We start from the raw sequence: 21,112 nt of genomic DNA, 5'->3' as shown, positions 1-21,112 counted from the left end.
CACCATGAAACCTCATCGAATCCTGCTGGCCCTGGCAGGCGCCGGCTTCGTTTCGCTGCTGGGCTTATCGCCATCGCAGGCCGGACGCGACCCGCAGCGCCCTGCCTTCGACCCATTGTTCGCGGGAGGCGCCGGCTGCACCGCGGCCCAGCCCGGACGCCCCGTGCTGCTGGCCAGCCTGCTGCAGGCCCAGCAGCCGCCTCGACAAACCTATCCGACCGAAACGCGGCCCTTCCGGCCGGGCCAGGCTTTGCCGGCCGCTGGCGACAACGCACCGCCGCCGCTGTATGACAATCTCGGCAAGCTCCACGTGCCGGTCACCACCAGCAGCCCGCAAGCCCAGGCCTATTTCGACCAGGGCCTGCGCCTGAATTTTGCCTTCAACCATGCCGAGGCCGTGCGCGCCTTCCGCGCCGCCGCACGCATCGACCCCGACTGCGCGATGTGCCACTGGGGCGAAGCGCTGGCGCTCGGCCCCAACATCAACGCGCCGATGTTCCCGGATGCGGTCGCCCCGGCCCATGCCGCGGCGCAGAAGGCCCTGCAGCTCTCAAGCCGCGCCAAACCGCATGAGCAGGCGCTGATCCGCGCCGTCGCCCAGCGCTACGCCGACACGGCGGTGGAAGACCGCGCCCACCTCGACAAGGCCTATGCCGACGCCATGGGAGAAGCGGCGCGCGCCTGGCCGGCCGACGACACCATTCAGGTGCTGTACGCCGAATCGCTGATGGACCTCGCGCCCTGGGATTACTGGCAGGCCGGCGGCACCCAGCCGAAGGGCCGCACGCCGGAGATGATCGCGGCGCTCGAGACTGTCCTCAAGCGCAATCCGAACCACCCCGGCGCCGCCCACTACTACATCCATGCGGTGGAAGCCTCGTCGACGCCGGAACGGGCCTTGCCGTCCGCGCGCCTGCTGGCCCGGCAGATCCCCGGCGCCGGCCACATCGTGCACATGCCGTCCCACATCTACTACCGGCTCGGCATGTACAGGGAATCGCTGGCAGCGAATATCGACGCCGTCGCCACCGACGAGCGCTACTTCGGCCGCTCGGGCAGCGACCCGGTCTACAAGGGCGCCTACTACCCGCACAACATCCACTTCGTGATGGTGTCGGCGCTGATGGGCGGCGATGGCAAGACCGCGCTCGACGCGGCCAATAAACTCGACAAGTCGCTGCCGCATGAACTGGTGGCGAAATTCCCGAGCATCCAGCCGGTGAAGGCGGCGCCGTATTTTTCGCAGGTGCAGTTCAGCGATCCGGACACGCTGATCGCGCTGCCCGACCCGGGACCGGAACTGGTGCTGGTGAAAGCCATGTGGCACTACGCGCGCGCGGTCGGCTATGCGCGCAAGAGCATGGTCAAGGAAAGCCGGCGCGAGATCGATGCGCTGGCGGCGATCGAGCGCAACACGGACTTCAAACCCTTCGCCGCCTGGAACGTGCCGGCCCAGGACATCGTCAGGACCGCGAGATACGTCGCCACCGGCCGCCTGGCCGATGCCCAGGGCGACCATCTGGTGGCGCTGGCGGCCTACCGCGAGGCGGTGACGGTGCAGGACAAGCTGCCGTATATGGAACCGCCTTACTGGTATTACCCGGCGCGGCAGTCGCTGGGCGTGGCGCTATTGCAGGTCGGGCGGCTGGACGATGCCGAGGACGTGTTCCGTGCGGCGCTGGCGCGTACGCCGAGCAATGGCTGGGCGCTGCGCGGGCTGATGGAGGTGTATCGGCTGAAGGGGGATACCACCTCGCTGCGGCTGGTGCAGCAGCGCTTCAATACGACCTGGCTGGGCAAGCAGGGGATGCCGGCCCTGGCAGCCTTGTAGCCTGCCTGGGTTCATTCCAGGCGGGATGCGCTCGTCATTGCGGAATAGCCCGACATCGGCATCCTGTCGAGTCGGCCGCCATGTGTCAGGACCGCAGAAAACACCGCCGTACAGGCAATCGCCAGGAGGATCCAGGCGGCCAGGGGATAGTAGAGCGGGTGTACTGATCCACTCAAGAGGACCAGGCCGGACACGGCGCCTGCCGTCAGTATTGCGGAAGAAATAAAGAAGTGAGTACGGCATACGGAAATCCTGGTCCAGGGGACAAGCACCATGCCCAGGGCGACTAGCGCAAGAAGAAAGATTGACCCATCAATCACAAACAAGGCAACCCCAAGGCCGGCTGCGGCAAGCAGCAGGCAAGACGAGATGGCACGGAAATCCAGCTGAAACCTGGATCCGTGGTCAATTGGCCAATGCCGGCGGTAACGGTAAATCGTGACCCCGGCCAGGGCAAGTCCAGGTATTGCCAACAGAATGTGCGTGAACACACGTGCATGGATATGTATTCCCCAGGCGTGCAGCAAGCCCCAGCCAAATAGCGTCAGGAAGAACGCGCCAAAAAGACTGTTGGTCGCCAAATTTCTCGACTTTGGACTGGATTTGATCATCTAGGCCCTCGCGGTAAGGATCGATCTCTTTAGAGTGATATTAGATTTTTTCTTAAAGATATATCGATTGCGATACCTCAAACTTGATGATTAGCCCAGCCGTAGAATTTTCTGAGAGCTTTCGAAAAGAAATTACCTCTATTCAATATGAGAGGCGCGGATGCCTGGGATAGACCGCCAAATTGTCGTGCCATGCCCTCGCATGCACCGGTCGCGTAAGTCTCCGCTACTACTGCGGCGTCAAAGCGGCGCTTTTGCGGTAATGACAGGCGTGTTGATTGTGATCATATTGGGCGTTTGTGGTCTGGCTATTGACTTGAGCCGGATGTATAACCGCAAAGTCGAATTGCAGACGGCTGCAGATGCTATTGCGATCGCAGCGGCCAAAGAACTGGATGGGACAGACACCGGTGTCACCAGGGCGTTGGCTTCCGCCGCGCAAATGGCTAGTCGGCATTTTTACGCCTACAACCTTGAAAGGGTCGAATGGCTGAACGATGCGATTCGCTTCGGCGCGACACCGTATGGCACGACCTGGCTGGACGAGACCGCAGCCAAGCAGCCAAGCAATGCAGCAAACTTATTCTACGTTCGGGTCGACACAAGCCGGCTTTCCAGTCAACACAGCGACGTAGGGATATTTTTTGCCGGGGTTCTCCCATCCGTTGGCAGCACCGCGCATATCGGCAGTGTTGCGACTGCAGGACGATCGTCGATCAATGTCATGCCGCTTGCCGTCTGTGCGATGTCGGACACGCCCGGACAAGCCCGGGGGACCGAGCTCGTCGAGTATGGATTTCGCCGCGGCGTGAGTTATAACCTGATGCAGTTGAACCCGAGGAACGATAGCAAAGGCGCTAATTATCTGATTAACCCTGTTACATTGCCGGGCACAACTGGCGTATCCGTAATGAGCAGAATGGATGTCGTCCGCCCTTTCGTTTGCACAGGAACACTTGCTATTCCCACCCTGGCAGGTGGCAATATTACAGTCGAGTCCGATTTTCCCCTGAGTTCGGTGTACCAGCAACTGAACTCACGTTTCGACTCATATACCGCCCCATGTGTTTCTACGACTGCGCCGCCGGATACCAATGTTAAGGAGTACATTTATTCAAGTGAATTTCCTTGGATGAATAGTCAGCCGACATCACAAGCTGCGGAGACGAGAACCAGGGCAAGTCCCAAGCAGTTGCTCACGGTCGCGGACCTGCCGACAGACGAGATCCCCGGCACCACAACAGGTGGCATGTATGGCCCACTATGGGTCTATGCCCAGGCTGTCGTCAAAGACGGTAAATATGTAAGCGGCACAGCGGAGCCAACAAGTGGCTACACAAAATTCGCTGCAACGGATTGGCCCACTCTCTATACGCCTGGAGACCAGAAAGTCAAATCCGGATTCAGCTATCAGGCGACGCCTTACAAACTCATCAAGAAACCGTCGCCCAGCGGTTTGAAAGGCATAGCTGACCGTCGGATATTGAACGTGCCCTTGCTTCGTTGTCCGGTGGGTTCGGGATCGCCTGCCACTGCCGAGGTGATGGCGATTGCAAAATTCTTTATGACCGTATCGGCGACAGAGTCGAATCTTTACGCCGAATTTGTTGGATTGGCGCCGCCAAAAGCGCTTGGTGGACAAGTGGAGCTATACCCATGAAACGCCCGTTCAAGTATATCTCGCGGCAGCGTCAGGAAGGCTCGGTTGCGGTGGAAGCCGCGGTCTGTATCGCATTAGTTTTGGCTCCCTTGATATTGTTCATATTCGTCTTTGGGAGATTCTTCTGGTATTACACGGCTGTGCAGAAGGCCATACATGACGCGACTCTCTATTTGGCGAGCGCGCCGCTTTCCGAGATCAAGAGTCCGGCCGCCTTGAATTTGGCAAGCGACATTCTGGCCCGCGAAACTGCCGACCTTTCTCCTGATACGACAATAGAATCCGCGTTCAATTGCGGGTACAAGATTTCGCCGAATTTTCCTGATCTGGCCTTCAGTAACTGCAGCGGAAGCACGACGCCGGATGCCGTTCAGACTTTTGCTATCGTAAGTTTTCCGATGCCTTTCTTTTCCGAGAGCGAAAGCATCCAGATTCGTCCTATCGCGGTGATGGCTTATGTCGGAAAGTAATCAAAAACTGCGCCAACCGCGCTTTGGCCTGGTGCGGCGTCAACGAGGTTCGACGGCTGTCGAATTCGCGCTTCTCGCTATCGTTTTTTTCATCATCGTTTTTGGTATTCTCGAGATAGCACGCGCATTTTACTTGTTCAATACCTTGCAGGAGGTAACCCGGCGTGCGGCCGCCACGGCGGTGAACTCGCATTTTGACCAGACAAGCATCGATAACATACGCAAAGCGGCATTGTTCGCGGATGTCGATGGAAATCTTGTTTTGGGTGAGCCGGTCACGCCTGCACACTTGAAGATCGAGTACTTGTCTGTGGCTCGCGATTCGGGCACAGGTGCGCTCACGCTGCAGCCGGCTGCACCAATGCCGTCGTGCCCCGCAAAAAACAAGCTCAACTGTTTGACCGACCCCTACGGTGCAAGCTGCATCCGCTTTGTCCGCGTGCGGGTCTGCCAACCTGGCGGCGGTGCCGAATGTACCCCCGTTCCTTACAAAATGATTTTCCCGCTGATCGACCTTTCCTCGATGAAGCTGCCATTGTCCACGACGATCGCGCCGGCGCAAACGTTAGGCTTCACATTCGGATCCATTCCCTGTCCCTAGGCAATTGCGGGACCCAGAAAAGCAAAAGCCCAACCATGAAGGCTGGGCTAAGTGCTTGATTCTATTGGTGCCGGCTGCAGGACTCGAACCCGCCACCTGATGATTACAAATCAACTGCTCTACCTGATGAGCTAAGCCGGCAATGTGGCCAGAATTATACCCTTATTTGATCCTGGTCAACGTCGGGCGGCCACCTTTTTTCGGCGGCTCGTTGTCGCCGTCGGGTAGATGCGACACCTCGGCAGTTGGCGCACTCGAAGCCTTGCCGGGCACAGCCGACAAGCCGGCAGGCGCAGCAGCAGAAGCCGTTTCCGCCGATGGAGAAGAAGCCGGCGCGGAAGCAGCAGGCGGCGCCATGTCGGCAGCCGTCGTGCTCACATCGAAAGCCATCCCCTGGCCGTTCTCGTTGGCGTAGATCGCCAGCACGTTCTGCACCGGAATGTAGAGCTCGCGCGAGACGCCGTTGAAGCGGGCGCGGAAGGTGATTGCGTCGTTGTCCATCTTCAGCCCGGAAGTGGCGCCGTAGCTGATGTTGAGGATGATCTCGCCCTTCTTCACGTATTCCATCGGAACCGTGGTGGCGGCGTCGACCTTGACCGCCAGGTAAGGCGTGTAGCCACTGTCCGTGCACCATTCGTAGATGGCGCGGAGGAGATATGGCTTCGTTGAAATGTCTGGCATGTTCAGGATCAGATTGCTTACAAGTTGTTACACGCCAGTGTAATCCGATTCGCCGGAGGGCGTCGAACGACTGGCGTGCAACGGTGCAGCTTAGCGGCGCATGACCTTTTCCGAAGGCGTCAGCGCTTCGATGTAGGCCGGACGCGAGAAGATGCGCTCGGCGTACTTCATCAGGGGGGCGGCGGTCTTCGACAGTTCGATGCCGTAGTGATCCAGGCGCCACAGCAGCGGGGCGATGGCGACGTCCAGCATCGAGAACTCGTCACCCAGCATGTACTTGTTCTTCAGGAACAGCGGAGCCAGGGTGGTCAGGCGGTCGCGGATTTCCGCCCTGGCCTTGTCGTGGCTCTTGTCGCCGACCTTGTTGCGTTCGTTCTCGAGCGTGTTCACGTGGACGAACAGCTCTTTCTCGAAGTTGAACAGCATCAGGCGGGCACGGGCGCGCATCAGCGGGTCGGCGGGCATCAGCTGCGGATGCGGGAAGCGCTCGTCAATGTACTCGTTGATGATGTTCGATTCGTACAGGATCAGCTCGCGCTCGACCAGGATCGGCACCTGGCCGTACGGGTTCATCGTCGAGATGTCCTCGGGCTTGTTGAACAGGTCCACGTCGCGCACTTCGAAGTCCATGCCCTTTTCGAACAGGACCAGACGGCAGCGCTGGGAGAACGGGCACGTGGTGCCGGAGTAGAGAACCATCATGGTTTATAGTTCCTTCAAGAAACAAAGGGGTGAAGCGCCACGCGGCTCACCCCAGGATAATAATTGCCCGCATTATAACCGGGCAATCAAATCACTTTACGTCTTTCCAATAAGAAGCGTTCAAACGCCACGCAAGGAAAGCGAAACAAGCAAGGAACAGCAACACGATTGCACCGAGGCGCTTGCGCAGATCCTGCGCCGGCTCCGCCATCCAGTTCATGTAGGCGACCAGATCGGCCACCTGGGTATCGAACTCCTGCTGCGTGAGCTGGCCTTTGCTGACCTGCTCGAAACCGGCGAACTTGTGCACCTTCTTGCCGTGCTCGTGCGGATCGTCTTCTTCGACCATCTTGACGGTGCGCACGCCCTGCAGCTGCCACAGCACGTGCGGCATGGCCACGTTCGGCACCACCATGTTGTTCCAGCCGGTCGGGCGGGCGTCGTCCTTGTAGAAAGTACGCAGATAGGTGTACAGGTAGTCCGCACCCGAACCGGCGCCGGATGCGCGGGCGCGCGTGATCACCGACAGGTCCGGCGGCACTGCGCCGAACCAGGCTTTTGCGTCCGCAGGGCGCATCGCGATGGTCATCATGTCGCCCACCTTCTCGCCGGAGAACAGCAGATTGTTCCTGATCTGGTCTTCAGACAGGCCCAGATCCCTCAGGCGATTGTAGCGCATTGCCGACGCCGAATGGCAGTTCAGGCAGTAGTTCACGAACAGCTTGGCGCCATTCTGCAGCGAGGCGACGTCGTTGCGTTCCGGCGCGTGATCCAGCGGGAAAGTTCCTTCGTTCGCAAAGACCAGTCCCGGCAGCAAGGCAAGGACCGCGAGTATCTTCTTCGATAATTTCATGGTTGTCCTATTCCTTGGCGATCAGTGCGGGGTGAACGTCACGCGATTCGGCACGGCCTTGAACCGGCCCGAAGCGCTCCACCACGGCATCAGCAGGAAGAAGCTGAAGTAGATCAGCGTGCAAGCCTGGGCGATCAGCGTGTAGGCCGGGGTCGGCAGCTGGGTGCCGAGGTAGCCCAGCGCGACGAAGCAGATACCGAACACCAGGTACACGTACTTGTGCCAGCTAGGGCGGTAGCGGATCGACTTCACCGGCGAGTGGTCCAGCCATGGCAGCAGGGCCAAAATCACGACGGAAGAGCCGAACAGCACCACGCCCCAGACCTTCGCATCCAGGAACAGCATGCCGATTTCCAGCACCACGGCGATCGCGGTGATGGCGACCTTGGTCTTGTACGACAGGCGCGAACGCAGCCAGATGAACACGACGTAGGCCGCCACGCCGGCCATCACCACCCACATGAAGTCGGAGGTGGTGGCGCGCAGCACCGAGTAGAAAGGCGTGAAGTACCAGGTCGGCGCGATGTGCGGCGGGGTCTTCATCGAATCGGCCGGGATGAAGTTGTTGTACTCCAGGAAGTAGCCGCCCATCTCGGGCGCGAAGAAGATCACCGCGCTGTAGATGAACAGGAACACCGACACCCCGAACAAGTCCTTGGTGGTGTAGTAGGGGTGCGACGGGATCATGTCGACGCCATGGCCGTCCGGGCCGACGTTTTCCTTCACTTCGATGCCGTCCGGGTTGTTCGAGCCGACTTCGTGCAGTGCGATCAGGTGCGCTGCCACCAGGCCCAGCAGGACCAGCGGGATCGCGATCACGTGGAAGGCGAAGAAGCGGTTCAGGGTCGCGTCGGACACCACGTAGTCGCCGCGGATCCACAGCGACAGGTCCGGGCCGATGACCGGGATCGCGCTGAACAGGTTGACGATCACCTGGGCGCCCCAGTACGACATCTGGCCCCAGGGCAGCAGGTAGCCGAAGAAGGCTTCCGCCATCAGGCACAGGAAGGTGGCGAAGCCGAACAGCCAGATCAGTTCGCGCGGCTTGCGGTAGGAACCGTAGAGCAGGGCGCGAGTCATGTGCAGGTAGACCACGATGAAGAACATCGAGGCGCCGGTCGAGTGCATGTAGCGCACCAGCCAGCCCCACGGGACTTCACGCATGATGTATTCGACCGAGCCGAAGGCCAGGGCGGCGTCCGGCTTGTAGTGCATGGTCAGGAAGATGCCGGTGACGATCTGCAGCACCAGGATCAGCATGGCCAGCGAGCCGAAGATGTACCAGACGTTGAAGTTCTTCGGGGCGTAGTAGCGGCCCCACTGGTCGTTCCACAGCTTGGTCAGCGGGAAGCGATCGTCGATCCAGGCCAGGGCTTTCTGGCTCTTCGGGGCATCCGCCGGGAGTTTGGTTTCCTTGAACGCAGCGCCCATCTTATGCCTCGCCTTTCTCGTCTTTGCCGATCACGATCTTGTTATCGGCCAGGTACATGTACGGCGGGACGTCGAGGTTGGCCGGCGCCGGCTTGTTCTTGAAGACGCGGCCGGCCAGGTCGAAGGTCGAACCGTGGCAGGGGCACAGGAAGCCGCCATGCCAGTCGTCCGGCAGGTTCGGCTGCGGACCTTCGGCAAAGCGCGAAGAGGGCGAGCAGCCCAGGTGGGAACAGATGCCGACCGCCACCAGCACTTCCTTGTGCTCGGCGCGCGAACGGGTCTCGTTCTTCGCATAGGAAGGCGTTTCCATCTGGTAAGGCTTGTCGGATTTCGGATCGGCGACCAGATTATCGTTCTTGGGTAGGCTCGCCAGCATTTCCGGGGTGCGGCGCAGGATCCAGACCGGCTTGCCGCGCCATTCCACCACTTTCATTTCGCCAGGCTTGACGTCGGAGATATCCACCTCGACCGGCGCGCCCGCCGCCTTTGCTCGTTCCGAAGGCTGGAAAGTACTTACCAGGACTCCGGCCGTTGAAACACCGACAACGCCACCCGCCGCGCATGTAGCCACGAGCAAGTTTCGCCGGCCGGTATCGACCTGCTTCTCTTCACTCATACCAACTCCATTCGTCAAATGCGAAATGCTGCAATGCAATAGATTGCAATCAGGTAAAAACCTTTTTTGCAACAGTCGATTATATGTGAACAGTTTTGCAAATTAAAGAAAAAATGTTCTTTGGGTCATGAGGGCTTCCAAATGTGCATTTCCGCTTCCCCCTACGCCGGCATCGGAACTCTCTCGCGGCAGGGACAGTCCGGCTTTCAGGTATCATCGCCGGGGGTATGTCGAAAACGATAAGGAGAATCGGGATGGCTATGATGGAAGAGTTCAGGAAGTTCGCGATGCGGGGCAATGTGATGGACCTTGCCGTCGGCGTGATCATTGGCGGGGCCTTCGGGCGCATCGTCGATTCGCTGGTCAAGGACGTGATCATGCCGCCAGTCGGCATGCTGTTCGGTAACCTTAACTTCGCCGACTATTACATCCCGCTGGCGCACCAACCGAGCGGCCTGCCACTGGCCGAAGCGCAGAAGGCTGGTGCCGTACTGGCCTACGGTAATTTCCTGACGATCCTCCTGAACTTCCTGATCCTTGCCTTCGTCATCTTCCAGATGGTGCGTTTGATGAACCGGCTCCGGAATTCGTTCCACCACGAGGAGGAGCAGAAGACGGCAGCGCCGGCGGCCACGCCGGAAGATGTCCTGCTGCTGCGCGAGATCCGCGACTCGCTGAAGAGCAGATAAGTCCCGGCCATGCGGCGCTTCTGGCTCCTGTTCGCGCAGACCGTCACGATCGCCCTCGGCGTCTATGCCGTGATCGCGGCCCTGCGCCCGGAATGGATAAGCTCGCTGCCATTGCGCCGGGAGCCGGTCCAGGTCGGCGTCGGCGGCGCGGGGCGGGCGGTGCCGGTGCTGCAGGCGCCGGGCGGCGGGCCGGGGATGCCGACGCCCGGCAGCTACCGCGAGGCGGCCGGCCGCGCCATGCCGGCGGTCGTCAACATCCTGACGAGTAAAGCCCTGCGCGATACCCATCCGCTGCTGAAGGATCCGTTTTTCAAGCGCTTCTTCGGCGACAAGCTGCCGCCGCAGGAACAGATGGCCAGCCTGGGTTCCGGTGTGATCGTCAGCGCCGACGGCTACATCCTCACCAACTACCACGTGGTCGAGGGCGCCGACGAGATCGAGGTCGGCCTGGCCGACGGCCGTAAAGCTGCCGCCAGCATCGTCGGTACCGATCCGGAGACGGACCTGGCCGTCATCCGCATCAAGACCAGTAAACTGCCGGTGATCGTGCTGGGCGACCCCAATGAAGCGCGGGTCGGCGATGTCGTGCTGGCGATCGGCAACCCGTTCGGGGTGGGCCAGACCGTCACCCTCGGCATCATCTCCGCCCTGGGCCGCAACAACCTGCACATCAACCATTTCGAGAATTTCATCCAGACCGACGCCGCGATCAACTTCGGCAACTCGGGCGGCGCCCTGGTCGACACCCGCGGCAACCTGCTCGGCATCAATTCCGCGATCTATTCGCAGACCGGCGGCTCGGTCGGCATCGGCTTCGCGATTCCCGTCTCGACGGCGAAGACCGTGCTCGATTCCATCATCAAGCACGGCCAGGTGGTGCGCGGCTGGATCGGCATCGAATCCCAGGACATCACGCCGGAACTCGCCGACAGCTTCGGCCTCGCGCGCGACAGCGGCGCCATCATCGCCGGGGTGGTGCGCGGCGGACCGGCCGACCGTGCCGGCATGCGCCCGGGCGACATCCTGCTGTCGGTGGACGGCAAGAAAGTCTCCAGCACCAACGACATGCTGAACCTGATCGCCGAGCTGGCGCCGGGCGGCAAATCGACCATGACGGTCATGCGCAAGAACCGCCAGGCGACCCTGGCTGTCACGGTCGGCCGCCGCCCGCGCCAGACGCCCTGATTTCCCTTCAATGAACAAGAAAAACTTATGCATCTGCGCGACCTGACGCAATTCCTCACTGAACTCAAGGACAACAACACCCGCCCCTGGTTCCTCTGGAACAAGCCCCGCTACGACATCCTACGGACCGAATTCGAGGAAACGGTAACGGAGCTGATCAAGGAAATCTCAAAATTCGATCGCCAGGTGGCAGGCTGCAATCCGAAGAAGGCAATGTTCCGCTTCCAGCGCGACACCCGTTTTTCGAACGACAAAACGCCGTATAAAACCCACTTTTCGGCAGGCATCGCGCCCGGCGACAAGCGCCGTCCCAGCGCCGCCGGCGGCCCGACCTATTACTTCCACATCGAAGCCAACGGCACCCTGCTGTTCGGCGCCGGCGAATACCTGCCGCCGGCGGCGCGCCTGAAGGCGATCCGCGAGCACGTGGTCAACGATGCGACAGGCTTCGGCAAAATGTTGAAGAATAAACATCTGCGTGAGACCTACGGCGACCTGAACCCGGAAGATAAATTGCAGCGTCCGCCGAAAGGCTTCGATCCGAACCACCCGCTGGTCGAATATCTCAAGCTGAAGAGCTATTTCGTGTGGATCGAGCAACCGGTCGACATCAATGCTCCGGAAAAGCTGGTGCCCCAGCTCGCGCAAGGATTCAAGGACGCCACCGCGCTGGTGAACTGGCTGCGCGGGGTGCCGCAGGTATTCGAAGAGACAGAGTAAAAGGAGAACCACCATGGCCTTGCAGCATGCGAGATCCGGCGAATGCATCGCGCTCGAGCGCGGCGAAGACGACATCGCGAACTTCACATCGATCGCACTGATCAAGACCGACCACATGGAGCTGATCCGGCTGGTGCTGCCGAAGGAAAAGCCGATGCCGGAACACTGGGTCGAGGGAGAAATGACCCTGCTTTGCCTGGAAGGGGAAATCGCGTTCGAGGCCCACGGCCGCACCACCATCCTGCGTCCGAACGAACTGGTCTACCTGGCCGGCGGCGAGCCGCATGCGATTCGCGCCAACCAGGATGCGGTAGCGCTGATGACCATCCTGCTGCACCCGGGCGACAACAGCGGCGGTCCGACGCGCCGCGATACGAACGGCGCAACAAATAACTGACGCGATGGGCCGTGGGGCATTTCAGGCCGGTGGCCTGAAATGCCCCACGCACCACGTCAATTACGCCAATTCATTTCGCGGATCGCGCGCCAACAAACGATCCACGGTCTCCTGTACCGACTCCCCGTCGAACAGCACGCCGGCCACGGCATTCGTGATCGGCATGTCCACGCCGAGCTTCGCCGCCAGCTCGCGCACCGCCTTCGCGCACGGCACCCCTTCGGCCACGTGGCCGAGTTCGCGGACGATGGTGTCGAGCTGCTTGCCCTGGGCCAGCGCCAGGCCGACGCGGCGGTTGCGCGACAGGTCCCCGGTGCAGGTCAGGATCAAATCTCCCATCCCGGTCAGGCCCATGAAGGTGCTGGCCTGGGCGCCGAGCGTGACGCCGAGGCGGGTGATTTCGGCCAGGCCGCGCGTGATCAAGGCCGCGCGCGCATTCAGGCCCAGGCCCAGGCCATCGGCCGCGCCGGTGGCGATGGCCAGGATATTCTTGACGGCGCCGCCGACTTCCACGCCGACCATGTCGTCGCAGGCATACACGCGCACACTGCCGCCGTGCACCAGAGAGACGACGCGCTCGCGCAGTTCGGCGTCATTCGACGCCACGGTCAGGCCGCAGGGAAGGCCGCGCGCCACTTCCTGGGCGAAGGAGGGGCCGGACAGGGCCGCGCCGGGCACCGGAGCGCCGGCCGCCGTATCGCCGAGCACTTCTCGCACCACCTGGTGCGGCAGCAGGCCGGTCTCGTATTCAAAACCTTTGCACAGCCAGACGATGTTCGGGATGGCGCGCCCCTTCAGCTGCTGCAGCAGCGGACGCAGACCGGCCACCGGACTGGCCGCGATCACCAGCGGCGTCGTCCCGGCTGCCGCCCCGGTGACGTGGGCGAGCGCGGCCTCGAAATCGGCCGTCACGCGCAAGGCGGGCGGCAGCGGATGGCCGGGCAGATAGGTGACATTGTCGCGCGCCGCTTCGGTGGCGGCCATCTGCTCGGGGTTGCGGCCCCACAGCAGGACGTCGTGGCGGGCGGCCAGCGCGATTGCGACCGCCGTGCCCCAGGCGCCGGCGCCGAGGACAGTGATGGGTTGGGATTGTTTTGTATCGGGCATGGAGGAGCGGGCTGAGATGCGGGGCTTAAATGCCCCAGACGTCGGCGGCCTTGACGTAGCCGCTGATGCCGTCGCGGTGGCGCACGCGCACCCACGGGCCGGCGTCGGGATCGACCAGTTCGAGCAGGACGTTCTTATCGGCCGTCATCAGGACGGCGGCATTCTCTTCCGGTGCGGCGCGCACCCTGGCCCCGGCCACGCGCACGATCACGTTGCGTTTGGCGGACAGGCCGCGCGCTTCGGTCCAGGCCAGGTCGCCGCTGGCGTCGCGCACCTTGACCCATTCGCCATAGCTCAGCATGACCTCGACCGGCATGCCGCTCGGGGCAATGTACAGCTTGCCGCCCTTGGCGGATGGGGCGTCGTAGAGGATCACGGAACGCGGGCCCACGGTCTTGAAATCGAATGCGAGGGCCGTGCAGGAAACCAGCATCAGGATGCTGCCTGCGATCAGACGTAGCCGAAGTGGGGCGGAGAGCATGACAGGCCTTTGGGGGGAACAACAGCGCAACACGCGCCAAAAGGCAGAAAAGAGAACGGCAAGGCGTTCCAGCCTTACCCGCGAAGGGGCCGGCCGGAACGTCTGGTACGACAAATTACTGGTTTGCGGCCGGGGTGCCGGCTGCGGCAGCCTGCTCGGCCAGGGCCTGGCGACGCTGCTGGTAGAACACTTCGAAGTTGATCTCGGCCAGGTGCACAGGCGGGAAGCCGGCACGGGTGATCAGGTCGGCGATGTTCGCGCGCAGGTACGGGTAGATGATGTTCGGGCAGCCGATGCCGAGCAGCGGATCCATCTGGTCAGCCGGGATGTTGCGGGCTTCGAAGATGCCGCCCTGCTTGCCTTCGACCAGGAAAGCGACCTTGTCCTTGACCTTGGCGGTCACGGTGATGGTCACGGTCGATTCGTAGATGCCATCGGCGATACCTTCGGCGCCAACGTCCAGCGAGACCTCGATGGTCGGTGCTTCCTGCTCGAGGAAGACTGCCGGGGAATTCGGTTGTTCCAGCGACATATCTTTCAGGTAGATACGCTGGATTTGGAACACGGGTTGCAGATTTTCGTCAGCCATGGAACGCTTTCAGTTTGTATGTAAGGGACAGCAAAGGCTGCCGCATGCTTGAATATCAAGGCGTCGGCAATTGTATCAAAACCAATTCGGTTGCAATAGCATTGCCGACGACCCTGCAGTTTACTGGCGTTTGCGTGGCTTTAAGCCTGCAATCAGGCCGCGTCGCCCTGCAGCAGCGGGTCCAGGCGGCCTTGCTGGTCGAGCGCGTACAGGTCGTCGAAGCCGCCGACGTGGGTCTCGCCCACGTAGATCTGCGGCACGGTGCGGCGGCCGGTGCGCTGCATCATGATCGCGCGCTGTTCCGGGTCGAGGTCGACGCGGATGCGCTCGATGTCGGTCACGCCCTTGGCTTCCAGCAGGCGCTCGGCGCGCACGCAGTAGGGGCAGCTTGCGGTGTGGTAGAGAACGACATGGGCAGTCATAAGCAATCCTTTCGTACGATTATTTGGTCACGGGCAGGCCGGCAGCCGTCCAGGCCGCAAGACCGCCTTCCAGTGCGTAGACGTCTTCGAAGCCGGCCGCCTGGAACTGGCGCACCGCCTTGTCGGCGCGCGCGCCGCTCTGGCACACCACGATCACGGTCTTGGTTTTCGACTTGTCCAATTCGCCAATGCGATTGCCCAAGTCTGCCAGCGGAATGTGTTTTGCGTCGCGCAGGTGCCCTGCGGCAAACTCCTCGCTGCTGCGCACGTCGACCACGGCGGTGGCTTTGCCGCGGTTCATCATCTGGGTCGCCTGGAGCGGGGAAGCACGGCGGCCGCGCGGAGCCAGCGCCGGCCACAGCAGGGCGCCTCCGGAAATCACGGCGATCGCTACAACAAAGATATGGTCTAGGATGAATTTCACGAAGTTTCCGTCGGTTGAACTGAATTGAATCGTCGCATTATAAAATAGAAGCTGAATCCGTATTTCTTCCAACTTACTTATCCCACTGAGTCTATGTACAAAATCGTATTCATGCGCCACGGCGAGTCCACCTGGAACCTCGAAAACCGCTTCACCGGCTGGACCGACGTCGACCTGACCGAGAAGGGCGTGGGCGAGGCGAAAACCGCCGGCCGCCTGCTGCGCGAAGCCGGCTTCACCTTCGACCTGGCCTATACCTCGGTGCTGAAACGCGCCATCCGCACCCTGTGGCTGGCCATGGACGAAATGGACATGATGTGGCTGCCGGTCAAGAACGACTGGCGCCTGAACGAGCGCCACTATGGCGCCCTGCAAGGCCTGGACAAGGGCGAGACTGCCGCCAAGTTCGGCGACGAGCAGGTGCTGGTCTGGCGCCGCAGCTACGACACCCCGCCGCCGGCGCTGGAAGCCAATGACCCGCGCACCTCGTTCAACGATCCGCGCTACGCCGGCCTCGACCAGGACCAGATCCCGCTGACCGAATGCCTGAAGGACACCGTGGCGCGCGTGATGCCGGCCTGGGACGAGGAAATCGCCCCGGCCATCCGCGCCGGCAAGAAGATCCTGATTTCGGCCCATGGCAACAGCCTGCGCGCCGTGATCAAGATGCTCGACAACATCAGCGACACCGACATCGTCGGCCTCAACATCCCGAACGGCACCCCGCTGGTGTACGAGCTGGACGAGAACCTGAAGCCGATCCGCCATTACTACCTGGGCGACCAGGACGCGATCGCGGCCGCGATGGCCGCCGTGGCCAACCAAGGGAAAGCGAAGTAACCTTGCCATTTCCCGCATTGAAGTCCGCCGGCAGCGCGCTGCTGTGCGGCCTGCTGGCCTGTGCGCTGTCCATCGGAGCCGCCGAGGCAGCGCCACGCCAGACCGCGCGCAGCAAGCAGAAGGCGCAGGCCGAGGCCCAGCGCGCCGGCATCCAGCAAAAGCTGAACGCGCTGAAGAAGGACATCAGCCGCACCGAGAGCGAAAAGGAAGACGCGGCCGACGAGCTGGCCGAGTCGGAAAGTGCGATCTCGGACGCCAACCGCTCGCTGCGCGAACTGGCCGGCGAGCAGGCCGCGACCAATACCAAGCTGCAGGATCTTGCCTCCCAGCAGGAGCGCCTGGTACAGACCATCGCGCTGCAAAAGCAGCAGCTGGCCAGGCTGTTGCGCGAACAATACGTGGCGGGAAATGAAGACCGCATCAAGTTGCTGCTGTCGGGCGATAACCCGAACCGCATCAACCGCGACCTGCAGATGATGGCTTATGTGTCGCAGGCCCAGGCCAAGCTGCTGGCTTCGCTGCGCACCAACCTGGCGGCGGTCGAGGCCAACCAGGCCGAGACCCAGAACGCCAGGGACGAACTCGAAGAAATCGCCCAGGAGCAGCGCGACCAGAAGGCGCTGCTGGAAAAAGAGAAGGCCAAGCACGCTTCGCTGGTCGTCAACCTGTCCAGCAAGCTGGTGAGCCAGCGCAAGGAAGCCAGCAAGCTGGAGCAGGACGCCCAGCGCATGAGCGGCTTGGTCGACCGCCTGACGAAACTGATCCGCGAACAAGAAATCGCTGCCGAGAAAGAGCGCAAGCGCCAGCAGGCCCTGGCCGCCGCACGCGCCAAGGCCGCTTCCGAAGCGAAAGCGCGCGCCCTGGCCCGCGCCAGGGAGCAGCAGGCCGAACGCGAACGCCTGGCGCGCGAAGCGGCCAAGGCCGGCAAACCGTATAAACCGCCGCCACCGGTCAAGGAAGAAGAACCGCAGGTGGCCGAGCAGCCGGCCGAGACCAGGCCGGCGAAATCCGCCGACACCGCCCTCGCCGCCGACCTGCCGAGCGGCACCTTCGAAAGCCTGCGCGGCCGCCTGATGGCGCCGATCTCCGGCACCATCGCCGCCCGTTTCGGCGCCAAGCGCGCCGACGGCCCGGTGTGGAAGGGCATGTTCATCAAGGCGCCGGAGGGGACCGACGTGCGCGCCATCGGCCCGGGCCGGGTCGTGCATGCGGCATGGATGCGCGGCTGGGGCAATATGATCATCGTCAACCACGGCGGCGAATACCTGTCCATCTACGGTTTCAACGAAACCCTCATCAAGCACGTGGGCGATTCGGTCAAGGCCGGCGAAGTCATCGCCAGTGCGGGCAGCAGCGGCGGCAACGGAGAATCGGGTCTATACTTCGAACTCAGGCATCTGGGCAAACCGATCGATCCGGCCGGCTGGGTCAAATTCTAGGTACTTAGGAACAGCAATGGGCAACAAACTCAAGAACCTCGGTCTGGTCGGCCTCGGCATGGTGGCCGGCGTAGCGGCCTCGGTCCAGTTCTCGGCGATGGCGCAGAAGGCGGGCGCCGAAGCACCGCTGCCGCTGGACGAGCTGCGCCAGCTGGCCGATGTCTATGGGCTGATCAAGAGCGACTACGTCGAGAAGGTAGAAGACAAGAAACTGCTGTCGGACGCGATCGCCGGCATGGTCGCTTCGCTCGATCCCCATTCCGTCTACCTCGACGAAAAGGATTTCGCGGAGATGCGCGAATCCGTGCAAGGGAAATTCGTCGGCGTCGGGGTCGAGGTGGCGATGGAAGACGGCTACGTGAAAATCGTCTCGCCGATCGAGGACACGCCCGCCTTCCGCGCCGGCATCAAGGCCGGCGACCTGATCACCCGCATCGACAACGTGCCGGTCAAGGGCCTGACCCTCGATGAGGCCATCTCGCGCATGCGCGGCGAGCCGCACAGCAAGGTGCTGCTGACCATCGCGCGCCGCGGCGCCGACATGCCCTGGGTGGTGCCGGTCGAGCGCGAAGAGATCCGCGTGGCCAGCGTCAAGGCCAGGCTGGTCGAGCCGGGCTATGCCTGGCTGCGCATCAGCCAGTTCCAGGAAGAGACCGTCGACGAGCTGGCCGCCAAGGTCAAGGAACTGTACGCCCAGAACCCGAACATCAAGGGCCTGGTGCTCGACCTGCGCAACGACCCGGGCGGCCTGCTGCCGAGCGCGATCGGGGTGTCGAGCGCCTTCCTGCCGCAGAACGAGGTGATCGTCTCGACCAAGGGGCAATTGCCGGAATCGAACGCCACCTTCTACGGCCGCCGCGACTTTTACGCCAGGCCGGGCGTCGATCCGCTGGCCAAGCTGCCGGCGGCCCTCAAAACGGTGCCGATGGTGGTGCTGGTGAACACCGGCTCGGCCTCGGCCTCGGAAATCGTCGCCGGCGCCCTGCAGGACTACAAGCGCGCCATCGTGATGGGCAGCCAGACCTTCGGCAAGGGCTCGGTGCAGACCCTGCGCCAGCTGACCGAGAACACCGCCGTCAAACTGACCACCGCGCGCTACTACACCCCGAAAGGGCGTTCGATCCAGGCACTGGGCATCGTCCCCGACCTGAAAGTCGACGAGACCCCGGAAGGCGACGGCCTGAACGCCCTGCGCGTGCGCGAAGCCGACCTCGACCGCCACCTGTCGAACGAAGGCGAAGCCAAGCCGAACGCGGTCAGCGCCAAGCGCGACGAGCTCGAGGAAGAACAGCGTGCGCTGGCGATCCTCAAAAGCGGCAAGGCGCCCGAGTTCGGCGGCAAGGACGACTTCCAGCTGGCCCAGGCCATCAACCACTTCAAGGGCCTGCCCGTGAAACTGGCCAAGGCCGACCCGCTCGACGACGCCCCGGCGCCGGCCAGGCTGCCGGGCACCGAGCAGAAGCCGCCCGAGGTGAAGGGCAGCCCGAAGAAGTAATCGGGGAAACATGGACGACCGCCAGCTGCTGCGCTACTCGCGCCACATCCTGCTCGACGAGGTCGGCATCGAGGGACAGGAGCGGGTGCTGGGCGCGCGCGTCCTGATCGTCGGCGCCGGCGGTCTCGGCTCGCCCGCCGCGCTCTATCTGGCCGCGAGCGGCGCCGGGCGCATCGCCCTGGTCGACGACGACGAGGTCGATCTCACCAATCTGCAACGCCAGGTCATGCATACCACGGCGCGCATTGGCCAGCCCAAGGTCGAGTCCGGCCGTGAGGCTTTGCTCCAGATCAATCCCGAGATCGACGTCATTGCCCTGCGCGAGCGCGTGAGCGGCGAACGGCTGCGGGAACTGGTAGCGGACAGCGATGTCGTACTCGACTGCAGCGACAACTTCGCCACCCGCCAGGCCGTCAACCGCGCCTGCGTGGCGGCGGGCGTGCCGCTGGTGGCGGGCGCCGTGATCCGCTTCGACGGCCAGGTCTCGGTGTTCGACGTGCGCGACCCGTCGTCTCCCTGCTATGCCTGCCTGTTCCCCGAGGACAGCCGCTTCGAGGACGTGGCCTGCAGCAGCATGGGCGTGTTCGCGCCGCTGGTCGGCGTGATCGGCGCCGTGCAGGCGGCCGAGGCCCTCAAACTACTGGCCGGCTGCGGGCAGCCGCTGGTCGGGCGCCTCCTGATGCTCGACGGCCGCGCCATGGAATGGACCGAGATGCAGGTCGGGCGCAATCATGCCTGCCCGGTCTGCAGTGAACGCGGACAGCAGCGCGGCTAGCGATTCCGCCAGGCATTCCGTCAGGCTTGCCCCTGGCTTACAATTGGAAAGTCTTCCGAGTGACGGTTTTACACAATTCGGCCTTATACTAGTTTGATTCAGCCTCTTTCGACCACCAACCATCATTATTTTATGCAGAACATTTCGCATCGCATGCAGCGGCGCCGCCAGCGCGGTTTCACCCTCGTCGAGATCATGGTCGTCGTGGTCATCATCGGCATCCTCGGCATGCTGGTCGTGCCCAAGCTGCTGGGCCGTACCGGCGAGGCGCGCGTGACCGCCGCCAAGACCGATATCGCGACCCTGATGCAGGCCCTGAAACTGTACAAGCTGGACAACCAGCGCTATCCGACCACCGAGCAGGGCCTGACCGCACTGGTGCAGAAGCCGACCACCGGCCCGGCCGCCAATGGCTGGAAAGAGGGCGGCTACGTCGAGAAGCTGCCGAAGGACCCGTGGGGCAACAATTACCAGTACCTGCAGCCGGGTCTGCACGGCGAGATCGACGTGTTCTCGCTGGGCGCGGATGGCCAGCCGGGCGGCGCCGGCGAAGATGCCGACGTCGGCTCCTGGGATAAATAAGCGGAGCCTTGCAGCCTGCGGAGAATCGACCCGATGACCAAGCACGCGCGAACCCGCGGCTTCACGCTCGTGGAGATCATGGTCGTGATGGTGATCATCGGCATCACGCTGGGGATGGCTTCGCTCAACGCCATGCCCAACCCGCAGCAGGACCTGCAGAAAGAAGCCCAGCGCCTGACCCTGCTGCTGCAGCTGGCGCGCGACGAGGCCATCGTGCGCAACCGCCCGGTCACCTTCGAGGCCACGCCCGAGCGCTATCACTTCCTGGTGCGCAACGAGACGCGCTGGGATCTGATTACCGGCGACGATCTGCTGCGCGAACGCGACTTCAAGAACGGCCCGCTGACCCTGCTGCTGGATCCGGCCAGCGCCGGCACCGTGAATCCGCTGCGCATCACCTTCGGCCGCGAGCCGGTCGATAAACCCTTCGTGCTGGTGCTGGCGACCGGCGGCAACCGCGTGGCCATCCGCGCCGATGGCGTCGGCCATTTCACCGTCGAATGAAAGCCCG

25 protein-coding genes and 1 tRNA gene are annotated in these 21,112 nt (G+C 62.6%); 14 read left to right on the top strand and 12 right to left on the bottom strand.

What is annotated here, in order from left to right:
• Positions 1-4 precede the first annotated feature (4 nt).
• Positions 5-1,831: a hypothetical protein gene (locus LQV39_RS10565; protein ID WP_230025126.1), complete on the top strand. Its 1,827-nt coding sequence runs from the start codon at positions 5-7 to the stop codon at positions 1,829-1,831.
• 11 nt (positions 1,832-1,842) lie between these two features.
• Here the strand turns inward: LQV39_RS10565 and LQV39_RS10560 are convergent, their stop codons facing one another.
• A complete protein-coding gene (locus LQV39_RS10560) occupies positions 1,843-2,442 on the bottom strand; it encodes a hypothetical protein (protein WP_230025124.1) in 600 nt (199 codons plus the stop codon).
• Between the two features lie 160 nt (positions 2,443-2,602).
• Between LQV39_RS10560 and LQV39_RS10555 the strand changes: the two genes are divergently transcribed.
• The 3 genes from LQV39_RS10555 to LQV39_RS10545 are packed head-to-tail and all read left to right on the top strand — an operon-like array spanning position 2,603 to position 5,173.
• Complete coding sequence (locus LQV39_RS10555) at positions 2,603-4,102, top strand: pilus assembly protein TadG-related protein (protein ID WP_307727841.1); 1,500 nt, start codon at positions 2,603-2,605, stop codon at positions 4,100-4,102.
• Positions 4,099-4,572, top strand: a complete 474-nt coding sequence (locus tag LQV39_RS10550) for a TadE/TadG family type IV pilus assembly protein (RefSeq protein WP_230025120.1) — start codon at positions 4,099-4,101, stop codon at positions 4,570-4,572. The genes LQV39_RS10555 and LQV39_RS10550 overlap by 4 nt, the downstream gene beginning before the upstream one ends.
• Entirely contained in the window at positions 4,559-5,173 is a 615-nt protein-coding gene (locus LQV39_RS10545; RefSeq protein ID WP_230025119.1) for a TadE/TadG family type IV pilus assembly protein, read from the top strand. Before LQV39_RS10550 ends, LQV39_RS10545 begins: the two co-directional genes overlap by 14 nt.
• Before the next feature lie 65 nt (positions 5,174-5,238).
• Here the strand turns inward: LQV39_RS10545 and LQV39_RS10540 are convergent.
• The 6 genes from LQV39_RS10540 to petA all read right to left on the bottom strand — a co-directional run bounded on the left by LQV39_RS10540 (position 5,239) and on the right by petA (position 9,456).
• Positions 5,239-5,314, bottom strand: a tRNA-Thr gene (locus tag LQV39_RS10540).
• 21 nt (positions 5,315-5,335) lie between these two features.
• A complete protein-coding gene (locus tag LQV39_RS10535) occupies positions 5,336-5,854 on the bottom strand; it encodes a ClpXP protease specificity-enhancing factor (protein WP_230025117.1) in 519 nt (172 codons plus the stop codon).
• A gap of 90 nt (positions 5,855-5,944) precedes the next feature.
• The gene (locus LQV39_RS10530) at positions 5,945-6,556 is read right to left on the bottom strand and encodes a glutathione S-transferase N-terminal domain-containing protein (RefSeq protein WP_036231132.1); all 612 of its coding nucleotides are present in this window, start codon (positions 6,554-6,556) and stop codon (positions 5,945-5,947) included.
• A 91-nt stretch (positions 6,557-6,647) separates the two neighbouring features.
• Positions 6,648-7,409 (bottom strand): cytochrome c1, encoded by a 762-nt coding sequence (locus LQV39_RS10525; RefSeq protein ID WP_230025115.1) that lies wholly within the window; start codon positions 7,407-7,409, stop codon positions 6,648-6,650.
• A 21-nt stretch (positions 7,410-7,430) separates the two neighbouring features.
• Positions 7,431-8,840, bottom strand: coding sequence for a cytochrome bc complex cytochrome b subunit (locus LQV39_RS10520; protein ID WP_230025113.1), 1,410 nt, complete (start codon positions 8,838-8,840; stop codon positions 7,431-7,433).
• Position 8,841: 1 nt separating this feature from the next.
• The gene (gene petA, locus LQV39_RS10515) at positions 8,842-9,456 is read right to left on the bottom strand and encodes a ubiquinol-cytochrome c reductase iron-sulfur subunit (RefSeq protein WP_230025111.1); all 615 of its coding nucleotides are present in this window, start codon (positions 9,454-9,456) and stop codon (positions 8,842-8,844) included.
• A 254-nt stretch (positions 9,457-9,710) separates the two neighbouring features.
• Between petA and mscL the strand changes: the two genes are divergently transcribed.
• Genes mscL through LQV39_RS10495 form a run of 4 tightly spaced genes read left to right on the top strand, consistent with a single transcriptional unit; the run spans position 9,711 to position 12,447 of the window.
• Positions 9,711-10,145 (top strand): large conductance mechanosensitive channel protein MscL, encoded by a 435-nt coding sequence (gene mscL, locus LQV39_RS10510; protein WP_230025109.1) that lies wholly within the window; start codon positions 9,711-9,713, stop codon positions 10,143-10,145.
• 9 nt (positions 10,146-10,154) lie between these two features.
• Positions 10,155-11,330 (top strand): Do family serine endopeptidase, encoded by a 1,176-nt coding sequence (locus tag LQV39_RS10505; protein WP_230025107.1) that lies wholly within the window; start codon positions 10,155-10,157, stop codon positions 11,328-11,330.
• Between the two features lie 27 nt (positions 11,331-11,357).
• Positions 11,358-12,050: a DUF2461 domain-containing protein gene (locus LQV39_RS10500; RefSeq protein WP_230025105.1), complete on the top strand. Its 693-nt coding sequence runs from the start codon at positions 11,358-11,360 to the stop codon at positions 12,048-12,050.
• A 13-nt stretch (positions 12,051-12,063) separates the two neighbouring features.
• The gene (locus tag LQV39_RS10495; RefSeq protein ID WP_230025103.1) at positions 12,064-12,447 is read left to right on the top strand and encodes a cupin domain-containing protein; all 384 of its coding nucleotides are present in this window, start codon (positions 12,064-12,066) and stop codon (positions 12,445-12,447) included.
• A 60-nt stretch (positions 12,448-12,507) separates the two neighbouring features.
• Here LQV39_RS10495 and LQV39_RS10490 read toward each other — a convergent pair whose 3' ends face one another.
• From LQV39_RS10490 to LQV39_RS10470, 5 genes are all read right to left on the bottom strand, one after another.
• Positions 12,508-13,554: an NAD(P)H-dependent glycerol-3-phosphate dehydrogenase gene (locus LQV39_RS10490; RefSeq protein ID WP_230025101.1), complete on the bottom strand. Its 1,047-nt coding sequence runs from the start codon at positions 13,552-13,554 to the stop codon at positions 12,508-12,510.
• Positions 13,555-13,579: 25 nt separating this feature from the next.
• Positions 13,580-14,035, bottom strand: a complete 456-nt coding sequence (locus LQV39_RS10485) for an SH3 domain-containing protein (protein ID WP_230025099.1) — start codon at positions 14,033-14,035, stop codon at positions 13,580-13,582.
• Between the two features lie 115 nt (positions 14,036-14,150).
• Entirely contained in the window at positions 14,151-14,624 is a 474-nt protein-coding gene (secB, locus tag LQV39_RS10480; protein WP_230025097.1) for a protein-export chaperone SecB, read from the bottom strand.
• A gap of 152 nt (positions 14,625-14,776) precedes the next feature.
• Positions 14,777-15,046 carry a glutaredoxin 3 gene (gene grxC, locus LQV39_RS10475; RefSeq protein WP_230025095.1) on the bottom strand — a complete coding sequence of 90 codons (270 nt, stop codon included), beginning with the start codon at positions 15,044-15,046 and terminating at the stop codon, positions 14,777-14,779.
• Between the two features lie 19 nt (positions 15,047-15,065).
• Complete coding sequence (locus LQV39_RS10470; protein ID WP_230025093.1) at positions 15,066-15,470, bottom strand: rhodanese-like domain-containing protein; 405 nt, start codon at positions 15,468-15,470, stop codon at positions 15,066-15,068.
• A 93-nt stretch (positions 15,471-15,563) separates the two neighbouring features.
• Here LQV39_RS10470 and gpmA point away from each other — a divergent pair, with 93 nt between their 5' ends.
• The 6 genes from gpmA (at position 15,564) to gspH (ending at position 21,105) form a co-directional block, all read left to right on the top strand.
• The gene (gpmA, locus tag LQV39_RS10465; protein WP_230025091.1) at positions 15,564-16,310 is read left to right on the top strand and encodes a 2,3-diphosphoglycerate-dependent phosphoglycerate mutase; all 747 of its coding nucleotides are present in this window, start codon (positions 15,564-15,566) and stop codon (positions 16,308-16,310) included.
• 2 nt (positions 16,311-16,312) lie between these two features.
• Positions 16,313-17,749, top strand: a complete 1,437-nt coding sequence (locus tag LQV39_RS10460; protein ID WP_374199422.1) for a murein hydrolase activator EnvC — start codon at positions 16,313-16,315, stop codon at positions 17,747-17,749.
• A 16-nt stretch (positions 17,750-17,765) separates the two neighbouring features.
• The gene (locus LQV39_RS10455) at positions 17,766-19,244 is read left to right on the top strand and encodes a S41 family peptidase (RefSeq protein WP_230025089.1); all 1,479 of its coding nucleotides are present in this window, start codon (positions 17,766-17,768) and stop codon (positions 19,242-19,244) included.
• A 10-nt stretch (positions 19,245-19,254) separates the two neighbouring features.
• Positions 19,255-20,019 (top strand): molybdopterin-synthase adenylyltransferase MoeB, encoded by a 765-nt coding sequence (locus LQV39_RS10450; RefSeq protein ID WP_230025087.1) that lies wholly within the window; start codon positions 19,255-19,257, stop codon positions 20,017-20,019.
• Between the two features lie 132 nt (positions 20,020-20,151).
• On the top strand, positions 20,152-20,601 hold the full coding sequence (gene gspG, locus LQV39_RS10445) for a type II secretion system major pseudopilin GspG (RefSeq protein ID WP_290368571.1): 450 nt from the start codon (positions 20,152-20,154) through the stop codon (positions 20,599-20,601).
• Positions 20,602-20,634: 33 nt separating this feature from the next.
• Complete coding sequence (gene gspH, locus LQV39_RS10440; protein WP_230025085.1) at positions 20,635-21,105, top strand: type II secretion system minor pseudopilin GspH; 471 nt, start codon at positions 20,635-20,637, stop codon at positions 21,103-21,105.
• The last annotated feature ends 7 nt before the right edge of the window (positions 21,106-21,112 follow it).

The sequence above is a fragment of the Massilia sp. Bi118 genome, assembly GCF_918697865.1.
GTDB lineage: Bacteria > Pseudomonadota > Gammaproteobacteria > Burkholderiales > Burkholderiaceae_D > Telluria.
Note: the sequence above shows the minus strand (reverse complement) of the source record. Positions and strands in the feature narration are given on the sequence as shown.